We start from the raw sequence: 22636 nt of genomic DNA on the forward strand, positions 1-22636 counted from the left end.
TAGATTTTATGCTAATTATCTATATTTAAAGCTTGTTTTAAATTTCAGGATAGGAAAAGGGATATGCTCAATCTGGAAAAAACACAATTGAGCTATAGCCGTTTCTACTAATAAATTAAATGCTATAGAGCAACATTCGGGGAGGTTATGGGTATGAGGAATATTTGAAACCAGACGACATGTCAGGGAAAAATGTTCAAGGGAGGTCCATTCCAAAACTGAGTACAGGCCAGTTATCAGCAATGTTTATTGCCGTTATTTTGTTTATTTGATTGCGGGAATTGTGATGTATTTTGCTCGGTAAGCTTTATCGTGTTCAGGTTTGAGGTATGCGTGATAGCATCATCATTTGATGTACCAGGCTATTTTTGCAGCAACGCTTGTTTAGGCGAATTTCTTCTTGTGGCAAACGCCAACCTTCCCGCAGATTGTTAATAAACTGTCAAAATAGCTATTCCAATATCATAAAAATGGGGTATGTTTTAGCAGAGTATGCTGCTAAAGCACGGGTAGTCATGCATAAAACGAAATAAAGTGCTGAATCACAACACCACAACACACGTAATAACCAGAAGAATGGGGATTCTCAGGATGAATATAAAGGGTAAAGCGTTACTGGCAGGATGTATCGCGCTGGCATTCAGCAATATGGCTCTGGCGGAAGATATTAAAGTTGCGGTCGTGGGCGCGATGTCTGGTCCGGTGGCCCAGTACGGTGACCAGGAGTTTACTGGCGCAGAACAGGCGGTTGCGGATATCAATGCCAAAGGCGGCGTTAAAGGTAACAAACTGCAAATCGTAAAATACGACGATGCTTGTGACCCGAAACAGGCGGTCGCGGTGGCGAACAAAGTCGTTAACGACGGCATTAAATACGTGATTGGTCACCTCTGTTCTTCATCAACGCAGCCAGCGTCTGATATCTACGAAGACGAAGGCATTTTAATGATCACCCCTGCGGCAACCGCACCAGAGCTGACCGCGCGTGGCTATAAGTTGATTATGCGCACCACCGGCCTGGACTCCGACCAGGGGCCGACGGCGGCGAAATATATTCTTGAGAAAGTGAAACCGCAGCGTATTGCTATCGTTCACGACAAACAGCAATACGGCGAAGGTCTGGCGCGTGCGGTGCAGGATGGCCTGAAAAAAGGTAATGCTAACGTGGTGTTCTTTGATGGCATCACCGCCGGGGAAAAAGATTTCTCAACGCTGGTGGCGCGTCTGAAGAAAGAGAATATCGACTTCGTTTATTACGGCGGTTACCACCCGGAAATGGGGCAAATCCTGCGTCAGGCACGCGCGGCAGGGCTGAAAACTCAGTTTATGGGGCCGGAAGGCGTGGCTAACGTTTCGCTGTCTAACATTGCGGGCGAGTCAGCGGAAGGGCTGCTGGTGACCAAGCCGAAGAACTACGATCAGGTTCCGGCGAACAAACCCATTGTTGACGCCATCAAAGCGAAAAAACAGGACCCAAGCGGCGCGTTCGTCTGGACCACCTACGCTGCGCTGCAATCTTTGCAGGCGGGTCTGAATCAGTCTGACGATCCGGCTGAGATCGCCAAATACCTGAAAGCGAACTCGGTTGATACCGTGATGGGGCCGCTGACGTGGGATGAGAAAGGCGATCTGAAAGGCTTTGAGTTCGGCGTATTTGACTGGCACGCCAACGGCACGGCGACTGATGCGAAGTAATCATTAATCGGCAACTTTGGGTTGCCGCCAAATTGCTAATATCGAGTACGTTGCTTCATGCCGGATGCGGCGTAAACGCCTTATCCGGCCTACAAGATCCAAAGAAATCAGTAAATTGCAACACACATTGTTGGCCTGATAAGCGTAGCGCATCAGGCAATTTCTCGTTGGTCATCACTTTTGAAATCAAACTTGACGATTAACGCTTCTCCCAGCCGCCCTTTTGCGCCGTAAACCCCAGTGCCTGCATAAACGCTGTCATCACGCCGCGATCTTCCACGCCAGCATCCGCCATCCACCAGCATGAAACGCCAGGATTGCTACGCAAAACTTCTTCCAGCAGATATTGCCCTACACCGCGACGGCGGGTGACTTCCCGCACGCGCAGGGAATCCAGTGCTCCCTCGGTGCCGCTTAAGGTTACCCGCACGGCCGCGAGCAGGCGCTCGTTAAAACGCGCGGCGTAGATACGGTGGTTATCGTCAACCTGTAACGAGGAAGGGGAATACTCCGGCCAGATCTTTTGCAGGTCAATCCGGTCCTGGTCGCTAAAGTTTTCTAATCGAATGATGGTCAGCTTCATGGGTAACCCGTGTAAATCACAAAAGTGGAACCAGTGTAGCGAAATAATTTAATCGGAGGCTTTCTCTTTTTTATTTCTTTTGGCAGGTGATTAATTTTTTTTCAGCAATAATTACAAAGTTAAAACATTAGAGAATGAAAATTGTCCAGCATAATCCCCTGAATGGTAGTGAATTATTCCGCCCTTTATGCCGTTATTTTATGCTGACAACGACGCTTTTTTCTGTTTATCTATCAGCACATTCAGAATATTATCTGTTCTTAATCGACTGAAAAATAGGGATTTTAATCGCTATTATCACAATATGCTGTGCTAAACCCTTAATCAGACAGGTAAAAACAGTGCAGTATAAAAAAAGGACAGTCTGATTTGTTAACACATAAAAACAAAGCAACACAACATTACGAGTGGGGATTTTGAATAATGAAACGGAATGCGAAAACTATCATCGCAGGGATGATTGCACTGGCAATATCACACACCGCTTTAGCCGACGATATTAAAGTTGCCGTTGTCGGCGCGATGTCTGGCCCGGTTGCCCAGTGGGGCGATATGGAATTTAACGGCGCGCGTCAGGCAATCAAAGACATCAATGCCAAAGGGGGAATTAAGGGCGACAAGCTGGTTGGCGTGGAATATGACGACGCCTGCGACCCGAAACAAGCCGTTGCGGTCGCCAACAAAATCGTTAACGACGGCATTAAATACGTTATTGGTCATCTGTGTTCTTCTTCTACCCAACCTGCGTCAGATATCTATGAAGACGAAGGTATCCTGATGATCTCGCCGGGAGCGACCAACCCGGAGCTGACTCAACGCGGTTATCAACACATCATGCGTACTGCCGGGCTGGACTCTTCCCAGGGGCCAACGGCGGCAAAATACATTCTTGAGACGGTGAAGCCCCAGCGCATCGCCATCATTCACGACAAACAACAGTATGGCGAAGGGCTGGCACGTTCGGTGCAGGACGGGTTAAAAGCGGCTAACGCTAACGTCGTCTTCTTCGACGGCATTACCGCTGGCGAGAAAGATTTCTCCGCGCTGATCGCCCGCCTGAAAAAAGAAAACATCGACTTCGTTTACTACGGCGGTTACTACCCGGAAATGGGGCAGATGCTGCGCCAGGCCCGTTCCGTTGGCCTGAAAACTCAGTTTATGGGGCCGGAAGGTGTGGGTAATGCGTCGCTGTCGAATATTGCTGGCGATGCTGCTGAAGGCATGTTGGTCACCATGCCAAAACGCTATGACCAGGATCCGGCAAACCAGGGCATCGTTGATGCGCTGAAAGCAGACAAGAAAGATCCGTCCGGGCCTTATGTCTGGATCACCTACGCGGCGGTGCAATCTCTGGCAACTGCCCTTGAACGTACCGGCAGCGATGAGCCGCTGGCGCTGGTGAAAGATTTAAAAGCAAACGGTGCAAACACCGTGATTGGGCCGCTGAACTGGGATGAAAAAGGCGATCTTAAGGGATTTGATTTTGGTGTCTTCCAGTGGCACGCCGACGGTTCATCCACGGCAGCCAAGTGATCATCCCACCGCCCGTGAAAAACGGGCGGGTTTAGAAAGGTTACCTTATGTCTGAGCAGTTTTTGTATTTCTTGCAGCAGATGTTTAACGGCGTCACGCTGGGCAGTACTTACGCGCTGATTGCCATCGGCTACACCATGGTTTACGGCATTATCGGCATGATCAACTTCGCCCACGGCGAGGTTTATATGATCGGCAGCTACGTCTCATTTATGATCATCGCCGCGCTGATGATGATGGGCATTGATACCGGCTGGCTGCTGGTGGCGGCGGGATTCGTCGGCGCGATAGTCATCGCCAGCGCCTACGGCTGGAGTATCGAACGGGTGGCCTATCGCCCGGTGCGTAACTCTAAGCGCCTGATTGCGCTCATCTCGGCAATCGGCATGTCCATCTTCCTGCAAAACTACGTCAGCCTGACCGAAGGTTCGCGCGACGTGGCGCTGCCCAGCCTGTTTAACGGTCAGTGGGTGGTGGGCCATAGCGAAAACTTCTCTGCCTCTATTACCACCATGCAGGCGGTGATCTGGATTGTCACCTTCCTCGCCATGCTGGCGCTGACGATTTTCATTCGCTATTCCCGCATGGGTCGCGCCTGTCGTGCCTGCGCGGAAGATCTGAAAATGGCGAGCCTGCTTGGCATTAACACCGACCGGGTGATTGCGCTGACCTTTGTGATTGGCGCGGCGATGGCGGCAGTGGCGGGCGTGCTGCTCGGTCAGTTCTACGGCGTAATTAACCCCTACATCGGCTTTATGGCCGGGATGAAAGCCTTTACCGCTGCGGTGCTCGGCGGGATTGGCAGTATTCCAGGGGCGATGATTGGCGGCCTGATCCTGGGGATTGCGGAGGCGCTCTCTTCTGCCTATTTGAGTACGGAATATAAAGATGTGGTCTCATTTGCCCTGCTGATTCTGGTACTGCTGGTGATGCCGACCGGTATTCTGGGTCGCCCGGAGGTAGAGAAAGTATGAAACCGATGCATATTGCAATGGCGCTGCTTTCTGCCGCGATGTTCTTTATCCTCGCTGGCGTCTTTATGGGCGTGCAGCTGGAGCTGGACGGCACCAAACTGGTGGTCGATAGCGCTTCGGATGTCCGTTGGGAGTGGGTGTTTATCGGCACGGCGGTGGTCTTTTTCTTCCAGCTTTTGCGACCTGCTTTCCAGAAAGGGCTAAAAAGCGTTTCCGGACCGAAGTTTATTCTGCCCGCGATTGATGGCTCCACGGTGAAGCAAAAGCTGTTCCTCGTGGCGCTGCTGGTGCTTGCGGTGGCGTGGCCGTTTATGGTCTCACGCGGGACGGTGGATATCGCCACCCTGACCATGATCTACATTATTCTCGGCCTCGGGCTGAACGTGGTGGTGGGGCTTTCCGGCCTGCTGGTGCTGGGGTACGGCGGCTTTTACGCCATCGGCGCTTACACCTTTGCGCTGCTCAATCACTATTACGGTCTTGGGTTCTGGACCTGTCTGCCGATTGCCGGGTTAATGGCAGCGGCGGCGGGCTTCCTGCTCGGTTTTCCGGTGCTGCGTCTGCGCGGTGATTATCTGGCGATCGTTACCCTCGGTTTCGGCGAAATTGTGCGCATATTGCTGCTCAATAACACCGAAATTACCGGTGGTCCGAACGGTATCAGCCAGATCCCGAAACCGACGTTTTTTGGCCTTGAGTTCAGTCGTACCGCCCGTGAAGGTGGCTGGGACACCTTCAGTAATTTCTTTGGCCTGAAATATGATCCCTCTGATCGCGTCATTTTCCTCTACCTGGTAGCGTTGCTTTTGGTGGTGTTTTCTTTATTCGTCATTAACCGCTTACTGCGGATGCCGCTGGGCCGCGCGTGGGAAGCGTTGCGTGAAGACGAGATCGCCTGCCGTTCGCTGGGCTTAAGCCCGCGTCGTATCAAGCTGACCGCCTTTACCATCAGCGCCGCGTTTGCCGGTTTTGCCGGAACGCTGTTTGCTGCGCGCCAGGGCTTTGTTAGCCCGGAATCCTTCACTTTTGCCGAATCGGCGTTTGTGCTGGCGATAGTGGTGCTCGGCGGTATGGGCTCGCAATTTGCAGTGATTCTGGCGGCAGTTCTGCTGGTGGTGTCGCGCGAGTTGATGCGTGATTTCAACGAATACAGCATGTTAATGCTCGGTGGTTTGATGGTGCTGATGATGATCTGGCGTCCGCAGGGCTTGCTGCCCATGACGCGCCCGCAACTGAAGCTGAAAAACGGTGCAGCGAAAGGAGAGCAGGCATGAGTCAGCCATTATTATCTGTTAACGGCCTGATGATGCGCTTCGGCGGCCTGCTGGCGGTGAACAACGTCAATCTTGAACTGTACCCGCAGGAAATCGTCTCGTTAATCGGCCCTAACGGTGCCGGAAAAACCACGGTCTTCAACTGCCTGACCGGATTCTACAAACCCACTGGTGGCACCATTTTACTGCGCGATCAGCACCTGGAAGGTTTGCCCGGTCAGCAAATTGCCCGCATGGGCGTGGTGCGCACCTTCCAGCATGTGCGTCTGTTCCGTGAAATGACGGTAATTGAAAACCTGCTGGTGGCGCAGCATCAGCAACTGAAAACCGGGCTGTTCTCTGGCCTGTTGAAAACGCCTTCTTTCCGTCGCGCCCAGAGCGAAGCGCTCGACCGCGCCGCGACCTGGCTTGAGCGCATTGGTTTGCTGGAACACGCCAACCGCCAGGCGAGCAACCTGGCCTATGGCGACCAGCGCCGTCTGGAGATCGCCCGCTGCATGGTGACGCAGCCGGAGATTTTAATGCTCGACGAACCGGCGGCGGGTCTTAACCCGAAAGAGACGAAAGAGCTGGACGAACTGATTGCCGAACTGCGTAACCATCACAACACCACTATCTTGTTGATTGAACACGATATGAAGCTGGTGATGGGAATTTCGGACCGAATTTACGTGGTCAATCAGGGGACGCCGCTGGCAAACGGTACGCCGGAGCAGATCCGTAATAACCCGGACGTGATCCGTGCCTATTTAGGTGAGGCATAAGATGGAAAAAGTCATGTTGTCCTTTGACAAAGTCAGCGCCCACTACGGCAAAATCCAGGCGCTGCATGAGGTGAGCCTGCATATCAATCAGGGCGAGATTGTCACGCTGATTGGCGCGAACGGGGCGGGGAAAACCACCTTGCTCGGCACGTTATGCGGCGATCCACGCGCCACCAGCGGGCGAATTGTGTTTGATGATAAAGACATTACCGACTGGCAGACGGCGAAAATCATGCGCGAAGCGGTAGCGATTGTCCCGGAAGGGCGTCGCGTCTTCTCGCGGATGACGGTGGAAGAGAACCTGGCGATGGGCGGCTTTTTTGCCGAACGTGATCAGTTTCAGGAGCGCATAAAGTGGGTGTATGAGCTGTTTCCACGTCTTCATGAGCGTCGTGTTCAGCGGGCGGGCACCATGTCCGGCGGTGAACAGCAGATGCTGGCGATTGGTCGCGCGCTGATGAGCAACCCGCGTTTGTTGTTGCTTGATGAGCCATCGCTCGGTCTTGCGCCGATTATCATCCAGCAAATTTTCGACACCATCGAGCAGCTGCGCGAGCAGGGGATGACTATCTTCCTTGTCGAGCAGAACGCCAACCAGGCGCTGAAGCTTGCTGATCGGGGCTACGTGCTGGAAAACGGCCATGTGGTGCTCTCCGATACCGGCGATGCGCTACTGGCGAACGAAGCGGTGAGAAGTGCGTATTTAGGCGGGTAAATTATCAATAACCCGGCAGCCTGCTTCTGCCGGGTTATTCGTCCGTTTACAGACTTGTTTCGACTGACCGGGAGGATTAAAACCAGACCACTTATTTGCCACGGAAAGGTTCCCTCCCATGCATTATGCCGTTGTCGCCATGCTTGAAATGCTTTGCTGTATCCACGCTTACCGTACCGGACAAGAGCGATATTGGTTTTTTATCATCTTCTGTTTTCCGGTGATTGGCTGCGTGGCGTATTTCGTCATGGTGATGCTGCCTGAAACGGGCGCTGACCGTCACGGGCGTACCTTTCTGATGCGCCTGCAGGACAAAATCAATCCGGAACGTCACCTGCGCAAATTAACCGAAGAGCTGGCGATTGCCGAGACCAATCAAAACCACTATCAACTTGCCAACGAGCTGGCGCGCCTTGGGCGTTATCACGAAGCCGTTCCCCATTATCAGCAGGCGTTAAGCGGGATATTCGCCCATGAAGCGGCAATGATGTTAAGCCTGGCGCAGGCGCAGTTTGCCATCCAGGAGTTCGCCGCCTGTCAGCAGACGCTGGAAGATGTGATGCGTTATAACCCCGATTTTCAGTCGGCAGACGGGCATTTGTTATTCGCCAGAACCTTAGCCGCACAAGAAAAATACGCAGATGCGGAAAGTGAGTTTGACGTGTTGGTTTCTTATTACCCTGGCCCGCAGGCGCGTATTTACTATGCGGAAATGCTGGCGAAAATGAGTCGGTTACGTGAAGCCAACGAGCAGTATGTTGCTGTAGTTGATACGGCTAAACGCTCAAGACCTCATTATAGAAAACACCACCGGGAATGGATTAAGACCGCCAATGAACGGCTGAAGCAGAGTGTGGTGCGATGAAAATCTTCTTTGCCGTTAGACCAGTGTAGCGGCAATCTATTGTTAAAATTGAAAAATGTACTTCTCATCGGGCAGCAAAACTGGACGCAGAATTTGCTGCCATTTTTGCTCTTCATGGTAAGGCGTTCTGGCGATTAGCTGGTCGTTAATCGCCTCTTTTCAGTGCATTCTCGGGATATCCGTGCCCCATCTCCCATTTTCCCTCACCCACGCCGTCACCGCCTTGTCATCTTTCTGACACCTTACTATCTTAAAAATGTAACAAAAGAGTTATTTTTCTGTAATTCGAGCATGTCATGTTACCCCGCGAGCATAAAACGCGTGAATTCGCGCATTCGGTACAACAAGAGAGATAAACGATGAAACCGTTACATTATACAGCTTCAGCACTGGCGCTCGGACTGGCGTTAATGGGCAATGCGCAGGCAGTGACAACTATTCCGTTCTGGCATTCTATGGAAGGGGAACTGGGTAAAGAGGTTGATTCTCTGGCCCAACGTTTTAACGCCGAAAACCCGGATTACAAAATTGTACCGACCTATAAAGGCAACTACGAACAGAATTTAAGCGCGGGGATTGCCGCATTCCGTACCGGCAACGCGCCGGCTATTTTGCAGGTTTATGAAGTTGGCACCGCCACCATGATGGCGTCGAAAGCCATTAAACCGGTGTATGACGTGTTTAAAGAGGCGGGGATTCAATTCGATGAGTCGCAGTTTGTGCCGACGGTTTCAGGTTACTACTCCGACAGCAAAACGGGCCACTTACTCTCCCAGCCGTTCAACAGCTCGACCCCCGTTCTCTATTACAACAAAGACGCCTTCAAGAAAGCTGGGTTAGACCCGGAACAGCCGCCGAAAACCTGGCAGGATCTGGCTGACTATGCCGCGAAACTGAAAGCCTCCGGCATGAAGTGCGGCTACGCCAGCGGCTGGCAGGGCTGGATCCAACTGGAAAACTTTAGCGCCTGGAACGGTCTGCCGTTTGCCAGCAAAAACAACGGCTTTGACGGCACAGACGCGGTGCTTGAATTCAACAAGCCGGAGCAGGTGAAACACATCGCCATGCTCGAAGAGATGAACAAGAAGGGCGACTTCAGCTACGTCGGGCGTAAGGATGAATCCACCGAGAAGTTCTATAACGGTGATTGCGCAATGACCACTGCCTCTTCTGGTTCTCTTGCCAACATTCGCGAGTACGCCAAATTCAACTACGGCGTAGGCATGATGCCTTACGACGCCGATGCGAAAGATGCGCCACAAAACGCCATTATCGGCGGGGCCAGCCTGTGGGTGATGCAGGGCAAAGATAAAGAAACGTATACCGGTGTGGCGAAGTTCCTCGACTTCCTCGCGAAGCCAGAAAACGCTGCCGAGTGGCATCAGAAAACCGGTTATCTGCCAATCACCAAAGCGGCGTATGACCTGACGCGTGAGCAGGGCTTTTACGAGAAAAACCCAGGGGCGGATACCGCGACGCGTCAGATGCTGAACAAGCCGCCGTTGCCGTTCACCAAAGGGCTGCGTCTGGGCAATATGCCGCAGATCCGCGTGATTGTGGATGAAGAGCTGGAGAGCGTGTGGACCGGTAAGAAGACGCCACAGCAGGCGCTGGATACCGCCGTTGAGCGTGGGAATCAGTTGCTGCGCCGCTTTGAGAAATCGACGAAGTCTTAACCAGTGAAATGTCGGGTGCGCTTCGCTTATCCGACCTGCCATCGTGTGTAGGCAGAATAAGCGAAGCGTATCCGGCACAGTTCAGGAATTAACCGTAATGTCATCATCCCGTCCGGTGTTTCGCTCGCGCTGGCTGCCTTATTTGCTGGTCGCGCCGCAGCTCATCATCACCGTTATCTTTTTTATCTGGCCTGCGGGCGAAGCGTTGTGGTACTCGCTACAAAGCGTCGATCCGTTTGGTTTCTCCAGCCAGTTTGTCGGCCTGGATAACTTCGTCACGCTGTTCCATGACAGCTACTATCTCGACTCCTTCTGGACGACGATAAAATTCAGTACCTTTGTCACCGTCAGCGGTTTGCTGGTGTCGCTATTCTTCGCGGCGCTGGTGGAGTACATCGTGCGCGGCAGCCGTTTCTATCAAACCTTAATGCTGCTGCCGTATGCCGTGGCTCCCGCCGTTGCCGCCGTATTGTGGATCTTCCTGTTTAACCCCGGTCGCGGGCTGATCACTCATTTTCTCGCAGAGTTCGGCTACGACTGGAACCACGCGCAAAACAGCGGTCAGGCGATGTTTTTGGTGGTGTTTGCCTCGGTGTGGAAGCAAATCAGCTACAACTTCCTGTTCTTCTATGCCGCGCTGCAATCCATTCCCCGTTCGTTGATCGAAGCTGCAGCCATCGATGGCGCAGGGCCGATTCGCCGCTTCTTTAAGATTGCGCTGCCGCTTATTGCGCCAGTGAGTTTCTTCCTGCTGGTGGTGAACCTGGTGTATGCCTTCTTCGACACCTTCCCGGTGATCGACGCCGCCACGTCCGGCGGGCCGGTTCAGGCCACTACGACGCTGATTTATAAGATCTACCGCGAAGGCTTTACCGGACTGGATCTGGCTTCGTCTGCCGCGCAGTCGGTAGTGTTGATGTTCCTCGTCATCGTGCTGACGGTGGTGCAGTTCCGCTATGTTGAAAGCAAGGTGCGTTACCAATGATTGAGAACCGTCCGTGGCTGACAATATTCAGCCATACCATGTTGATCCTCGGGATCGCGGTGATCCTATTCCCACTGTACGTGGCGTTTGTCGCGGCGACGCTGGATAAACAAGAAGTATACGCCGCGCCGATGACGCTTATTCCCGGCACGCATCTGCTGGAAAACATCCACAACATCTGGGTGAACGGGGTAGGCACGAATAGCGCGCCGTTCTGGCGGATGTTGCTTAACAGCTTTGTGATGGCGTTTAGCATTACGCTCGGCAAAATTACCGTCTCGATGCTCTCGGCATTTGCCATTGTCTGGTTTCGTTTTCCACTACGTAACCTCTTCTTCTGGATGATTTTTATCACTCTGATGTTGCCGGTTGAAGTGCGTATCTTCCCGACGGTGGAAGTCATCGCCAACCTGAAAATGCTCGACAGCTACGCCGGTTTAACGCTGCCGCTGATGGCCTCGGCGACCGCTACCTTCCTGTTCCGCCAGTTCTTTATGACGCTGCCGGATGAGCTGGTGGAAGCGGCGCGGATCGACGGCGCATCGCCAATGCGCTTCTTTTGCGACATCGTTTTTCCGTTGTCCAAAACTAATCTGGCGGCGCTGTTTGTGATCACCTTTATCTACGGCTGGAACCAGTATTTGTGGCCGTTGTTGATTATTACCGACGTTGATCTCGGCACCACTGTGGCAGGGATTAAAGGGATGATCGCCACTGGCGAAGGCACCACGGAATGGAACTCGGTGATGGCGGCGATGTTGTTAACCCTGATCCCACCAGTAGTGATTGTTTTAGTGATGCAGCGTGCCTTCGTGCGCGGCCTGGTCGATAGTGAGAAATAAGATGGCAGGACTGAAATTACAGGCAGTAACCAAAAGCTGGGATGGCAAAACCCAGGTCATTAAACCGCTGACCCTTGATGTGGCGGATGGCGAATTTATCGTGATGGTCGGGCCGTCTGGCTGCGGGAAATCGACGTTATTGCGCATGGTGGCCGGTCTGGAGCGGGTGACGGAAGGCGATATCTGGATCAACGACCAGCGGGTGACCGAAATGGAGCCGAAAGATCGCGGGATTGCGATGGTGTTCCAGAACTACGCGCTTTATCCGCATATGAGCGTCGAAGAAAACATGGCGTGGGGGCTGAAAATTCGCGGCATGGGCAAGCAGCAAATAGCCGAGCGCGTTAAAGAAGCGGCGCGCATTCTGGAGCTGGACGGCCTGCTCAAACGTCGCCCTCGTGAGCTTTCCGGCGGTCAGCGCCAGCGTGTGGCGATGGGACGCGCGATTGTGCGCGATCCGGCGGTGTTCCTGTTTGATGAGCCACTCTCTAACCTCGATGCCAAGCTGCGCGTACAGATGCGTCTTGAACTGCAACAGCTGCACCGTCGCCTGAAAACAACTTCACTCTACGTTACCCACGATCAGGTTGAAGCGATGACTCTCGCTCAGCGGGTGATGGTGATGAACGGCGGCGTTGCCGAACAGATTGGCACACCGGTTGAAGTCTACGAAAAGCCCGCCAGCCTGTTTGTGGCGAGTTTTATCGGCAGTCCGGCGATGAACCTACTGGCTGGCCGCGTGAATAACGAAGGCACGCATTTCGAACTGGATGGCGGTATTGTGCTGCCGCTAAACGGTGGCTACCGTCAGTATGCCGGGCGTAAAATGACTCTCGGCATTCGCCCGGAACATATAGCGCTAAGTTCGCAGGCAGAAGGTGGCGTGCCACTGGTGATGGACACGCTGGAGATCCTCGGCGCTGATAATCTGGCGCACGGACGCTGGGGCGAGCAGAAGCTGGTGGTGCGACTGGCGCATCAGGAGCGCCCGACGGCAGGCAGCACGCTGTGGCTGCATCTGCCGGAAAATCAGCTGCATCTTTTTGATGGTGAAACAGGACAACGAGTATGAGTAACTGGCCTTATCCCCGCATCGTCGCCCACCGTGGCGGCGGTAAGCTGGCTCCGGAAAACACCCTGGCAGCAATCGATGTGGGGGCAAAATACGGTCATAAGATGATCGAATTTGACGCGAAGTTATCGAAAGATGGCGAGATCTTCCTACTCCATGACGATAATCTCGAACGTACCAGCAACGGCTGGGGCGTTGCTGGCGAGCTGAACTGGCAGGATTTACTGCGCGTGGATGCAGGCAGTTGGTACAGCAAAGCGTTTAAAGGTGAGCCGCTGCCGTTGCTTTCGCAGGTGGCGGAACGCTGTCGCGAACATGGGATGATGGCGAATATCGAAATCAAACCCACCACTGGCACCGGGCCATTAACGGGCAAAATGGTGGCGCTGGCGGCACGCGAACTGTGGGCCGGTATGACGCCGCCGCTGCTGTCATCGTTTGAGATTGATGCTTTAGAAGCCGCACAGCTGGCGGCACCGGAACTGCCGCGTGGTTTGTTGCTGGATGAGTGGCGCGACGACTGGCGCGAACTGACCACGCGGCTGGGCTGCGTCTCTATTCATCTCAATCATAAGTTGCTCGATAAAGCGCGAGTGATGCAGTTGAAAGACGCCGGACTGCAGATTCTGGTGTATACCGTCAACAAACCCCAGCGCGCGGCAGAGTTGCTGCGCTGGGGCGTGGATTGCATCTGTACCGATGCGATTGATGTAATTGGTCCGAACTTTACGGCCCAATAGTTTTCAACGGAATGTCAGGCTGCGACGTGCTGGGCGGATTCAGCATGTCGCCGTTTTTCCTCTCTTGCAGCATATGCTGCTGATTTAGCGAACTATCCGGATTATGGTTACTGTTTAACATCCCGCCGTTGGTGTTGGGCAGCATTTGCTGCCGGGCGGGATTTAGCTCCCCCGGCTGCGACTGCAATACCCGTTGCGAGTTACTGTTAATCTGATTTTCTAAATGCTGCTGTTGCAATTGCGTCTGAGTTTTCAGTTGCTGATTCAGCATCCCTTTTTGCTGGATTTGCTGCGTTTGCATTTGAGTTTGCATCCGCTGCTGGCTGGGGATTTGATATCCCGGCTGGTTGGGGTTGTTCAGAGTATTAATGGGCTGTGCAAAGCCGACAAACGGCAGGAGTGCCGTCAAAAGCAGAAGTCGTTTCATCGCGTATCCTCCTCTGAAGATATCCTTTAAGTTTACTCGCTTCCCGGCAAAACGATGATTAATTCAGAGTTATATACCAGGCTTAGCTGGGGTTGCCCCACACATAACTGGAGAATAACGATGATAAAACCGACGTTTTTACGCCGGGCGGCGATTGCAGCTTTGCTTTCAGGATGTTGTTTTAGTGCGGCAGCCGCGCCACCTGTTTCTTATGGTGTGGAGGAAGATGTCTTCCATCCGGTACGCGCAAAGCAGGGGATGGTGGCGTCTGTAGATGCTACTGCCACTCAGGTGGGGGTGGATATCCTCAAGGAGGGCGGGAATGCTGTTGATGCTGCCGTGGCGGTGGGCTACGCGCTGGCGGTAACGCATCCGCAGGCGGGGAATCTGGGCGGTGGTGGTTTTATGTTAATCCGCTCGAAAAATGGCAATACCACGGCTATCGATTTCCGCGAAATGGCGCCGGCCAAAGCGACCCGCGATATGTTCCTTGATGATCAGGGCAACCCGGACAGCAAAAAATCACTCACTTCGCATCTGGCTTCCGGCACGCCCGGTACGGTAGCAGGTTTCTCGCTGGCGTTGGATAAATACGGCACCATGCCGCTGAACAAAGTGGTGCAGCCAGCGTTTAAACTGGCACGCGATGGTTTTATCGTTAACGACGCGCTGGCAGACGATCTCAAAACCTACGGTAGCGAAGTGTTGCCGAATCACGAAAACAGTAAAGCTATCTTCTGGAAAGAGGGCGAGCCGCTGAAAAAGGGCGACAAGCTGGTGCAGGCGAACCTGGCAAAGAGCCTGGAGATGATTGCCGAAAACGGCCCGGATGAATTCTATAAAGGCACGATAGCGGAACAGATTGCCCAGGAGATGCAGAAAAACGGCGGCTTGATCACGAAAGAAGATTTAGCGGCGTATAAAGCGGTCGAACGTACACCGATAAGCGGCGATTATCGCGGGTATCAGGTTTACTCCATGCCACCGCCATCTTCCGGCGGTATTCATATCGTACAAATCCTCAATATTCTGGAAAACTTCGATATGCAGAAATACGGCTTTGGCAGCGCCGATGCGATGCAAATCATGGCAGAAGCTGAGAAATATGCCTACGCCGACCGCTCGGAATATCTTGGCGACCCGGATTTTGTCAAAGTCCCGTGGCAGGCGCTGACCAATAAAGCCTATGCCAAATCCATTGCCGATCAAATCGATATCAATAAAGCGAAGCCATCCAGCGAGATTCGCCCTGGCAAGCTTGCGCCTTATGAGAGTAATCAAACTACCCATTACTCAGTGGTGGATAAAGACGGTAACGCGGTGGCGGTGACCTATACGCTGAACACCACCTTCGGTACGGGCATTGTCGCGGGCGAGAGCGGTATTCTGCTCAATAACCAGATGGATGATTTCTCCGCCAAACCAGGCGTGCCGAACGTTTATGGGCTGGTGGGTGGCGATGCCAACGCCGTCGGGCCGAACAAACGCCCGCTGTCGTCGATGTCGCCGACTATTGTGGTGAAAGACGGTAAAACCTGGCTGGTCACCGGAAGCCCAGGCGGTAGCCGGATTATCACCACCGTGCTGCAAATGGTAGTGAACAGCATTGATTATGGCATGAATATCGCCGAAGCGACCAATGCGCCGCGTTTCCACCATCAGTGGTTGCCGGACGAGCTGCGTGTCGAGAAGGGGTTTAGCCCGGATACGATCAAGCTGCTGGAAGCAAAAGGTCAGAAAGTGGCGCTGAAAGAGGCGATGGGCAGTACACAAAGCATTATGGTTGGGCCTGACGGTGAGTTGTACGGTGCATCCGACCCGCGCTCGGTGGATGATTTAACGGCGGGGTACTAATATCTTAAGCCCTCTCCCGGTAGGTGAGGGCTTAAATGACAAACTTAGATTGCAAATTTTCTATTTCACCCGCGCCATATAATACGCATCAACATATTCACCATTACGTAATGCGTACTTCTTGCCAGTCCCTTCAATCTCAAAGCCGAATTTTTTATAGACCTTAATTGCTGGCGCGTTATCGACGAACACCGTTAGTTCAATACGATCTACCCGCAACCAGTTGTCGCACATTTCAATCATCTCTCGCATCAGGGCGCTGGCGACGCCGCGATTCTTCCAGCGGGCGTCGACACAGATACCAAAATCGGCAACATGACTGCGGCGTGGGCGTTGCTGTACATCAATGGTGAGATGGCCTACTACAGTTCCATCAATACAGGCGACGAGTTGCTTGATGCCGGGGCGAGCGGTGAGTCGCTCCTGCCACATTGGCTCTGACGGATGAGGCACCTGTAGTGTGTTGTAATACACCTCCGGCTGGGCGTGGATATGCCGAATGGCCTCATAATCGCGCGTTTCTGCGTGGCGTATTACTATCTCACTCATTCCTCTGTCCTCTTTAGGGTAAATGTCCCTTTCAACATCATTGACTTTCAAATACGAGTCAAATGGATTTTTTTGCAAAAAGTGTTGGACAAGTGCGAATGAGAATGATTATTATTGTCCTGCGTTCAGGAAGACCCTCGCGGAGAACCTGAAAGCACGACATTGCTCACATTGCTTCCAGTATTACTTAGCCAGCCGGGTGCTGGCTTTTTTTTTTGCTTTCGTACTGGTTTGTTTGCCAGTTTGTCCACGGGAAGTGTTCCTCGTGTTGAGACAAATGCAAAATTGCCTGATGCGCTACGCTTATCAGGCCTACAAACCGATGCCATTTGGTGTAGGCAGGGTAAGGCGTTCACGCCGCATCCGGCATGAATAAAGTGCACTTTGCCAACAATCTGACGTACTGAAGCCCAGGCATAGGAACCACGTCCGCTTTGCGCTAAGGTGTAAATAACCACCTTAAAAAGGACGAAATCATGGTCATCAACTGCGCCTTTATTGGCTTCGGCAAAAGCACCACCCGTTACCATCTGCCGTATGTACTTAACCGCAAGGATAGCTGGCATGTCGCGCATATTTTTCGCCGCCATGCGAAGCCGGAAGAACAGGCCCCCATTTATTCCCATATTCATTTCACCAGCGATCTCGACGAAGTGTTAAACGATCCCGATGTTAAGCTGGTTGTCGTCTGCACCCACGCGGACAGCCACTTCGAGTACGCGAAGCGCGCACTGGAAGCCGGGAAAAATGTACTGGTCGAAAAACCGTTCACCCCGACGCTTGCGCAGGCGAAAGAGCTGTTTGCGCTGGCGAAAAGCAAAGGGCTGACCGTCACGCCGTATCAGAATCGTCGCTTTGACTCCTGCTTCCTGACGGCAAAAAAAGCGATTGAAAGCGGCAAGCTGGGAGAGATTGTCGAAGTGGAAAGCCATTTTGACTATTACCGCCCAGTGGCAGAAACCAAACCTGGACTGCCGCAGGATGGCGCGTTCTATGGGCTTGGTGTGCATACCCTGGACCAGGTTATCTCGCTGTTTGGTCGCCCGGATCACGTCGCTTATGACATCCGCAGCCTGCGTAATAAAGCCAATCCTGACGATACCTTTGAAGCGCAGCTGTTTTATGGCGACCTGAAAGCGATCGTTAAAACCAGTCATCTGGTGAAAATCGATTATCCGAAATTTATCGTTCACGGTAAGAAAGGTACATTTATTAAATACGGCATCGACCAGCAGGAAACCAGCCTGAAGGCTAATATTATGCCGGGCGAACCTGGATTTGCGGCGGATGATTCGGTCGGTGTGCTGGAGTATGTCAATGACGAGGGCGTGACGGTCAGAGAACAGATGAAGCCGGAGATGGGCGACTATGGACGTGTGTATGATGCGTTGTACAAAACCATCACCAGCGGTGCGCCAAATTACGTCAAGGAATCTGAAGTTCTTACTAATCTGGAAATCCTTGAACGCGGTTTTGAACAAGCCTCTCCCTCCACAGTGACTCTCGCGAAGTAAGTTTGATGGCCCCTCGAATAGTTCAATTTTTTTGAACAGAGGGGTCAATTTTCACCCTCTATCATCCCAGGCAGATCGGGTCCACACTAAGCCCATCGAAATCATTCAGGGGGCGAATACAAATGATCTACTTACGCAAAGCAAATGAACGTGGTCATGCTAATCATGGCTGGCTGGACTCCTGGCATACTTTCTCTTTTGCCAACTATTACGATCCGAACTTTATGGGCTTCTCCGCGCTGCGCGTGATTAACGACGACGTGATTGAAGCAGGGCAGGGCTTCGGCACTCATCCGCATAAAGATATGGAAATTTTGACCTACGTGCTGGAAGGTACTGTTGAGCACCAGGACAGCATGGGCAATAAAGAACAGGTTCCGGCAGGCGAGTTCCAGATTATGAGTGCGGGTACGGGTATTCGTCACTCAGAGTACAACCCAAGCAGCACCGAGCGTCTGCATCTGTATCAGATCTGGATCATGCCGGAAGAAAACGGCATTACGCCGCGTTATGAACAGCGTCGCTTCGATGCCGTGCAGGGTAAACAACTGGTGCTCTCGCCGGATGCGCGTGACGGTTCGCTGAAAGTGTATCAGGATATGGAACTGTACCGCTGGGCGCTGGTAAAAGATGAGCAGTCGATACATCAGATTGCCGCTGAACGCCGCGTCTGGATCCAGGTGGTGAAAGGTAATGTCACTATTAACGGCGTAAAAGCCTCGACCAGCGATGGTCTGGCGATTTGGGATGAGCAGGCGATTTCCGTCCACGCTGATAGCGACAGTGAAATCCTGCTGTTCGATTTACCGCCAGTCTAAATTTATCTCACAAACCTTCCTGAGGAATCAGGAAGGTTGTGATGCGTCCGTGGTAAACTAAAGGAATCTATCCCTTTTGTACCTTTCAGGACGATGAAAAAGAAAAGACCCGTACTTCAGGATGTGGCTGACCGTGTAGGCGTGACCAAAATGACGGTCAGCCGCTTTTTGCGTAACCCGGAGCAAGTTTCCGTCGCTCTACGTGGCAAGATTGCCGCCGCTCTTGATGAACTGGGTTATATTCCCAATCGTGCGCCCGATATCCTCTCTAACGCCACCAGCCGGGCGATTGGCGTCCTGTTACCTTCTCTCACCAACCAGGTTTTTGCGGAAGTATTACGCGGTATCGAAAGCGTCACCGACGCGCACGGTTATCAAACCATGCTGGCGCACTACGGTTATAAGCCGGAAATGGAGCAAGAACGCCTTGAATCGATGCTCTCCTGGAATATCGATGGCTTGATCCTTACCGAACGCACCCACACGCCACGCACCTTAAAGATGATTGAAGTGGCGGGTATTCCGGTGGTGGAGCTGATGGACAGCCAGTCGCCGTGTCTCGATATCGCTGTCGGTTTTAATAACTTTGAAGCGGCACGCCAGATGACCGCTGCCATTATTGCTCGCGGGCATCGTCACATTGCTTATCTCGGCGCACGTCTCGACGAACGTACTATCATCAAACAGAAGGGATATGAGCAGGCGATGCTGGATGCAGGCCTGGTGCCATATAGCGTGATGGTTGAACAATCTTCTTCTTACTCTTCCGGTATTGAACTGATTCGTCAGGCGCGGCGGGAATATCCACAGTTGGATGGCGTGTTCTGTACCAACGATGACCTGGCGGTCGGCGCGGCGTTTGAATGTCAGCGTCTGGGGTTGAAAGTTCCTGACGATATGGCGATTGCCGGTTTCCACGGTCATGACATTGGCCAGGTGATGGAGCCACGGCTGGCAAGTGTGCTGACGCCGCGTGAGCGGATGGGCAGCATTGGCGCTGAACGCCTGCTGGCGCGTATTCGTGGCGAAGCGGTGACGCCGAAAATGTTAGATTTAGGTTTCACCTTGTCACCGGGTGGATCTATTTAAGCCTACAAATTTGAAGTAGCTCACACTTATACACTTAAGGCACGGATGGATATTGCTTCTGTTTTTGTCCGGCTGGAGAATGTTACCGATAACAGTTACCCGTAACATTCTTAATTCTTGTACTGTGGGGGCACCACTTTGAGCACGACTAATCATGATCACCACATTTACGTCTTAATGGGCGTATCGGGCAGCGGCAAATCTGCGGTCGCCAGTGAAGTGGCGCATCAACTTCATGCCGCGTTTCTTGATGGCGATTTCCTCCATCCGCGCCGCAATATCGAAAAAATGGCGTCTGGTGAACCGCTGAATGACGACGATCGCAAACCGTGGTTGCAGGCGCTGAACGACGCCGCGTTTGCCATGCAGCGTACCAATAAAGTGTCGCTGATCGTATGTTCTGCACTGAAAAAACACTATCGCGACCTGCTGCGTGAAGGTAATCCGAATCTCTCTTTCATCTACCTGAAAGGCGATTTTGATGTGATTGAAAGCCGCCTGAAAGCGCGCAAAGGCCATTTCTTTAAAACCCAAATGTTGGTGACGCAGTTTGAAACGCTGCAGGAGCCGGGTGCGGACGAAACCGATGTACTGGTGGTGGATATCGATCAACCGCTGGAAGGTGTTGTGGCAAGCACCATTGAGGTTATTAAAAAAGGCAAATAAGTAGTGACTACATTAACGCTTGTTTTAACAGCAGTAGGGTCTGTTTTACTGCTGCTGTTTTTAGTCATGAAGGCGCGTATGCACGCTTTCCTGGCTTTGATGGTGGTGTCTATGGGGGCTGGCCTTTTTTCCGGTATGCCGCTCGATAAAATCGCAGCGACGATGGAAAAAGGGATGGGAGGCACCCTCGGCTTCCTGGCGGTGGTTGTCGCCCTGGGAGCCATGTTTGGCAAGATCTTACATGAAACCGGCGCAGTCGATCAGATTGCCGTCAAAATGCTCAAATCCTTCGGTCACAGCCGCGCGCATTATGCCATCGGCCTTGCGGGGCTGGTCTGCGCGCTACCGCTGTTCTTTGAAGTGGCGATTGTTCTGCTGATTAGCGTTGCTTTCTCAATGGCGCGCCACACCGGCACGAACCTGGTGAAACTGGTAATCCCATTGTTCGCGGGCGTGGCGGCAGCGGCGGCATTTCTGGTGCCTGGACCAGCGCCGATGCTGCTGGCATCGCAGATGAATGCCGACTTTGGCTGGATGATCCTGATTGGCCTGTGTGCGGCAATTCCGGGGATGATCATCGCCGGGCCGCTGTGGGGTAACTTCATAAGCCGTTACGTTGAGCTGCATATTCCTGACGACATCAGCGAACCGCATCTCGGCGAAGGCAAAATGCCGTCTTTTGGATTCAGCCTGTCGCTGATCCTGCTGCCGCTGGTGCTGGTAGGTCTTAAAACCATTGCTGCGCGTTTTGTACCAGAAGGATCAACTGCTTACGAATGGTTTGAGTTTATCGGTCATCCGTTTACTGCGATTCTGGTTGCTTGTCTGGTAGCGATTTATGGCCTGGCAATGCGTCAGGGCATGCCAAAAGACAAAGTGATGGAGATTTGCGGTCACGCGCTACAACCAGCGGGGATTATTCTGCTGGTGATTGGTGCAGGCGGCGTGTTCAAACAGGTGCTGGTTGACTCTGGCGTAGGTCCGGCGCTGGGCGAAGCGTTAACCGGCATGGGCCTGCCGATTGCTATCACCTGCTTCGTGCTGGCAGCTGCAGTGCGCATCATTCAGGGGTCTGCCACCGTTGCCTGTTTAACGGCGGTGGGGCTGGTGATGCCGGTCATTGAACAATTGAATTACTCTGGTGCGCAAATGGCGGCACTGTCGATTTGTATCGCCGGTGGTTCGATTGTCGTCAGCCACGTTAACGACGCTGGTTTCTGGTTGTTCGGTAAATTTACCGGCGCGACTGAAGCCGAAACGCTGAAAACCTGGACCATGATGGAAACCATCCTCGGTACTGTTGGTGCCATCGTCGGGATGATTGCGTTCCAGCTGTTGAGTTAAGTTTGTTCGCCCGGTAGTTCTGACGCTACCGGGCTCCTTCCTGGTAATGCCTCTCGTTACCCCTTCATCCACATCCGAATGCCGTCGAGGAACATCTGGGTTGCCATCATCACCAGAATCAATCCCATCAGGCGTTCAAGTGCATTCACTCCTTTCTCGCCCAGCAGACGTAAAAATAGCGAAGACTGAAGCAGGATGACAAAGGTGCCGCCCCAGGCCAGCAGCAGAGCAATTACCAGATGTCCCATCTGATTCGGGTACTGGTGAGACAGCAACATTAATGTGGCGAGAATAGTCGGCCCTGCTACTAATGGGATTGCCAGCGGCACAATAAATGGCTCTTCACCTGCCGGAAGCCCACTGCTATTGCCTGAAGCACTGGGGAAAATCATCTTAATGGCGATCAGAAAGAGAATGATGCCGCCAGAAATGGAGACGGTTTCCGCCCGCAGGCTAAGAAATGCCAGAATTTTCTCACCCGCAAACAGGAACACCAGCATCACCATGAGAGCAATAAGCAACTCTCGCACCATGATTGCCCGACGTCTTTTCGGTTCTGTATGTTTCAGTACGGACATAAAAATAGGTAGGTTTCCGAGCGGATCCATAATCAAGATCAATAAAACTGCTGCAGAAATGATTTCATTCATAACTCAA

At 52.7% G+C, this 22636-nt stretch carries 22 protein-coding genes; 18 read left to right on the forward strand and 4 right to left on the reverse strand.

The window, feature by feature from the left end:
- Positions 1–591: 591 nt before the first annotated feature.
- Entirely contained in the window at positions 592–1695 is a 1104-nt protein-coding gene (livJ, locus tag FEK47_RS18150) for a branched chain amino acid ABC transporter substrate-binding protein LivJ (protein WP_130209078.1), read from the forward strand.
- Between the two features lie 199 nt (positions 1696–1894).
- Here livJ and panM read toward each other — a convergent pair whose 3' ends face one another.
- Positions 1895–2278: an aspartate 1-decarboxylase autocleavage activator PanM gene (panM, locus tag FEK47_RS18155; RefSeq protein ID WP_135487119.1), complete on the reverse strand. Its 384-nt coding sequence runs from the start codon at positions 2276–2278 to the stop codon at positions 1895–1897.
- 423 nt (positions 2279–2701) lie between these two features.
- Here panM and livK point away from each other — a divergent pair, with 423 nt between their 5' ends.
- The 11 genes from livK (at position 2702) to ugpQ (ending at position 13718) form a co-directional block, all read left to right on the forward strand.
- Positions 2702–3811, forward strand: coding sequence for a high-affinity branched-chain amino acid ABC transporter substrate-binding protein LivK (gene livK / locus FEK47_RS18160; RefSeq protein ID WP_130260963.1), 1110 nt, complete (start codon positions 2702–2704; stop codon positions 3809–3811).
- Positions 3812–3858: 47 nt separating this feature from the next.
- A complete protein-coding gene (gene livH / locus FEK47_RS18165; RefSeq protein ID WP_001295111.1) occupies positions 3859–4785 on the forward strand; it encodes a high-affinity branched-chain amino acid ABC transporter permease LivH in 927 nt (308 codons plus the stop codon).
- Positions 4782–6059, forward strand: a complete 1278-nt coding sequence (gene livM, locus FEK47_RS18170; RefSeq protein WP_135487120.1) for a branched chain amino acid ABC transporter permease LivM — start codon at positions 4782–4784, stop codon at positions 6057–6059. Before livH ends, livM begins: the two co-directional genes overlap by 4 nt.
- Complete coding sequence (gene livG, locus FEK47_RS18175; protein ID WP_000082101.1) at positions 6056–6823, forward strand: high-affinity branched-chain amino acid ABC transporter ATP-binding protein LivG; 768 nt, start codon at positions 6056–6058, stop codon at positions 6821–6823. The genes livM and livG overlap by 4 nt, the downstream gene beginning before the upstream one ends.
- Position 6824: 1 nt before the next feature.
- Positions 6825–7538, forward strand: a complete 714-nt coding sequence (livF, locus tag FEK47_RS18180; protein WP_000416895.1) for a high-affinity branched-chain amino acid ABC transporter ATP-binding protein LivF — start codon at positions 6825–6827, stop codon at positions 7536–7538.
- Positions 7539–7656: 118 nt separating this feature from the next.
- Entirely contained in the window at positions 7657–8403 is a 747-nt protein-coding gene (locus FEK47_RS18185) for a tetratricopeptide repeat protein (protein ID WP_135487121.1), read from the forward strand.
- Positions 8404–8762: 359 nt separating this feature from the next.
- Positions 8763–10079, forward strand: a complete 1317-nt coding sequence (gene ugpB, locus FEK47_RS18190) for a sn-glycerol-3-phosphate ABC transporter substrate-binding protein UgpB (RefSeq protein ID WP_000803190.1) — start codon at positions 8763–8765, stop codon at positions 10077–10079.
- Positions 10080–10176: 97 nt separating this feature from the next.
- Positions 10177–11064 (forward strand): sn-glycerol-3-phosphate ABC transporter permease UgpA, encoded by an 888-nt coding sequence (gene ugpA / locus FEK47_RS18195; protein ID WP_000099289.1) that lies wholly within the window; start codon positions 10177–10179, stop codon positions 11062–11064.
- Positions 11061–11906, forward strand: coding sequence for a sn-glycerol-3-phosphate ABC transporter permease UgpE (gene ugpE, locus FEK47_RS18200; protein WP_000572183.1), 846 nt, complete (start codon positions 11061–11063; stop codon positions 11904–11906). The genes ugpA and ugpE overlap by 4 nt, the downstream gene beginning before the upstream one ends.
- Position 11907: 1 nt before the next feature.
- Positions 11908–12978, forward strand: a complete 1071-nt coding sequence (gene ugpC, locus FEK47_RS18205) for a sn-glycerol 3-phosphate ABC transporter ATP binding protein UgpC (protein ID WP_042063475.1) — start codon at positions 11908–11910, stop codon at positions 12976–12978.
- Positions 12975–13718: a glycerophosphodiester phosphodiesterase gene (gene ugpQ / locus FEK47_RS18210; RefSeq protein ID WP_135487122.1), complete on the forward strand. Its 744-nt coding sequence runs from the start codon at positions 12975–12977 to the stop codon at positions 13716–13718. The genes ugpC and ugpQ overlap by 4 nt, the downstream gene beginning before the upstream one ends.
- Here the strand turns inward: ugpQ and FEK47_RS18215 are convergent.
- Positions 13705–14145, reverse strand: a complete 441-nt coding sequence (locus tag FEK47_RS18215; RefSeq protein ID WP_130209058.1) for a DUF2756 family protein — start codon at positions 14143–14145, stop codon at positions 13705–13707. The genes ugpQ and FEK47_RS18215 overlap by 14 nt on opposite strands.
- A 120-nt stretch (positions 14146–14265) precedes the next feature.
- Here FEK47_RS18215 and ggt point away from each other — a divergent pair, with 120 nt between their 5' ends.
- Positions 14266–15999: a gamma-glutamyltransferase gene (ggt, locus tag FEK47_RS18220; RefSeq protein WP_135487123.1), complete on the forward strand. Its 1734-nt coding sequence runs from the start codon at positions 14266–14268 to the stop codon at positions 15997–15999.
- Between the two features lie 60 nt (positions 16000–16059).
- Here ggt and yhhY read toward each other — a convergent pair whose 3' ends face one another.
- On the reverse strand, positions 16060–16548 hold the full coding sequence (yhhY, locus tag FEK47_RS18225; protein WP_135487124.1) for an N-acetyltransferase: 489 nt from the start codon (positions 16546–16548) through the stop codon (positions 16060–16062).
- A 476-nt stretch (positions 16549–17024) separates the two neighbouring features.
- Here yhhY and FEK47_RS18230 point away from each other — a divergent pair, with 476 nt between their 5' ends.
- The 5 genes from FEK47_RS18230 to gntU all read left to right on the forward strand — a co-directional run bounded on the left by FEK47_RS18230 (position 17025) and on the right by gntU (position 21979).
- Complete coding sequence (locus tag FEK47_RS18230) at positions 17025–18062, forward strand: oxidoreductase (protein WP_135487125.1); 1038 nt, start codon at positions 17025–17027, stop codon at positions 18060–18062.
- A gap of 122 nt (positions 18063–18184) precedes the next feature.
- On the forward strand, positions 18185–18880 hold the full coding sequence (gene yhhW / locus FEK47_RS18235; protein WP_130209049.1) for a quercetin 2,3-dioxygenase: 696 nt from the start codon (positions 18185–18187) through the stop codon (positions 18878–18880).
- A 93-nt stretch (positions 18881–18973) separates the two neighbouring features.
- Complete coding sequence (gene gntR / locus FEK47_RS18240; RefSeq protein ID WP_130209047.1) at positions 18974–19969, forward strand: gluconate operon transcriptional repressor GntR; 996 nt, start codon at positions 18974–18976, stop codon at positions 19967–19969.
- Between the two features lie 138 nt (positions 19970–20107).
- Complete coding sequence (gntK, locus tag FEK47_RS18245) at positions 20108–20635, forward strand: gluconokinase (protein WP_000108330.1); 528 nt, start codon at positions 20108–20110, stop codon at positions 20633–20635.
- Between the two features lie 3 nt (positions 20636–20638).
- Entirely contained in the window at positions 20639–21979 is a 1341-nt protein-coding gene (gntU, locus tag FEK47_RS18250; RefSeq protein WP_000210111.1) for a gluconate transporter, read from the forward strand.
- A gap of 56 nt (positions 21980–22035) precedes the next feature.
- Here the strand turns inward: gntU and yhgN are convergent, their stop codons facing one another.
- Positions 22036–22629: an NAAT family transporter YhgN gene (yhgN, locus tag FEK47_RS18255; protein WP_130217718.1), complete on the reverse strand. Its 594-nt coding sequence runs from the start codon at positions 22627–22629 to the stop codon at positions 22036–22038.
- Positions 22630–22636: the final 7 nt, after the last annotated feature.

Source organism: Escherichia sp. E3659 (assembly GCF_005781135.1).
Classification (GTDB): Bacteria; Pseudomonadota; Gammaproteobacteria; order Enterobacterales; family Enterobacteriaceae; genus Escherichia.

What these genes read in the sequence shown, in the direction of transcription:
- livM (WP_135487120.1), top strand. Translation starts at nt 4,782, where the DNA reads ATGAAACCGATGCATATTGCAATGGCGCTGCTTTCTGCCGCGATGTTC.
- FEK47_RS18185 (WP_135487121.1), top strand. Translation starts at nt 7,657, where the DNA reads ATGCATTATGCCGTTGTCGCCATGCTTGAAATGCTTTGCTGTATCCAC.
- livK (WP_130260963.1), top strand. Translation starts at nt 2,702, where the DNA reads ATGAAACGGAATGCGAAAACTATCATCGCAGGGATGATTGCACTGGCA.
- livG (WP_000082101.1), top strand. Translation starts at nt 6,056, where the DNA reads ATGAGTCAGCCATTATTATCTGTTAACGGCCTGATGATGCGCTTCGGC.
- livJ (WP_130209078.1), top strand. Translation starts at nt 592, where the DNA reads ATGAATATAAAGGGTAAAGCGTTACTGGCAGGATGTATCGCGCTGGCA.
- ugpQ (WP_135487122.1), top strand. Translation starts at nt 12,975, where the DNA reads ATGAGTAACTGGCCTTATCCCCGCATCGTCGCCCACCGTGGCGGCGGT.
- ugpA (WP_000099289.1), top strand. Translation starts at nt 10,177, where the DNA reads ATGTCATCATCCCGTCCGGTGTTTCGCTCGCGCTGGCTGCCTTATTTG.
- yhgN (WP_130217718.1), bottom strand. Translation starts at nt 22,629, where the DNA reads ATGAATGAAATCATTTCTGCAGCAGTTTTATTGATCTTGATTATGGAT.
- panM (WP_135487119.1), bottom strand. Translation starts at nt 2,278, where the DNA reads ATGAAGCTGACCATCATTCGATTAGAAAACTTTAGCGACCAGGACCGG.
- livH (WP_001295111.1), top strand. Translation starts at nt 3,859, where the DNA reads ATGTCTGAGCAGTTTTTGTATTTCTTGCAGCAGATGTTTAACGGCGTC.
- ggt (WP_135487123.1), top strand. Translation starts at nt 14,266, where the DNA reads ATGATAAAACCGACGTTTTTACGCCGGGCGGCGATTGCAGCTTTGCTT.
- yhhW (WP_130209049.1), top strand. Translation starts at nt 18,185, where the DNA reads ATGATCTACTTACGCAAAGCAAATGAACGTGGTCATGCTAATCATGGC.
- ugpB (WP_000803190.1), top strand. Translation starts at nt 8,763, where the DNA reads ATGAAACCGTTACATTATACAGCTTCAGCACTGGCGCTCGGACTGGCG.
- livF (WP_000416895.1), top strand. Translation starts at nt 6,825, where the DNA reads ATGGAAAAAGTCATGTTGTCCTTTGACAAAGTCAGCGCCCACTACGGC.
- FEK47_RS18215 (WP_130209058.1), bottom strand. Translation starts at nt 14,145, where the DNA reads ATGAAACGACTTCTGCTTTTGACGGCACTCCTGCCGTTTGTCGGCTTT.
- ugpC (WP_042063475.1), top strand. Translation starts at nt 11,908, where the DNA reads ATGGCAGGACTGAAATTACAGGCAGTAACCAAAAGCTGGGATGGCAAA.
- ugpE (WP_000572183.1), top strand. Translation starts at nt 11,061, where the DNA reads ATGATTGAGAACCGTCCGTGGCTGACAATATTCAGCCATACCATGTTG.
- yhhY (WP_135487124.1), bottom strand. Translation starts at nt 16,548, where the DNA reads ATGAGTGAGATAGTAATACGCCACGCAGAAACGCGCGATTATGAGGCC.
- gntR (WP_130209047.1), top strand. Translation starts at nt 18,974, where the DNA reads ATGAAAAAGAAAAGACCCGTACTTCAGGATGTGGCTGACCGTGTAGGC.
- FEK47_RS18230 (WP_135487125.1), top strand. Translation starts at nt 17,025, where the DNA reads ATGGTCATCAACTGCGCCTTTATTGGCTTCGGCAAAAGCACCACCCGT.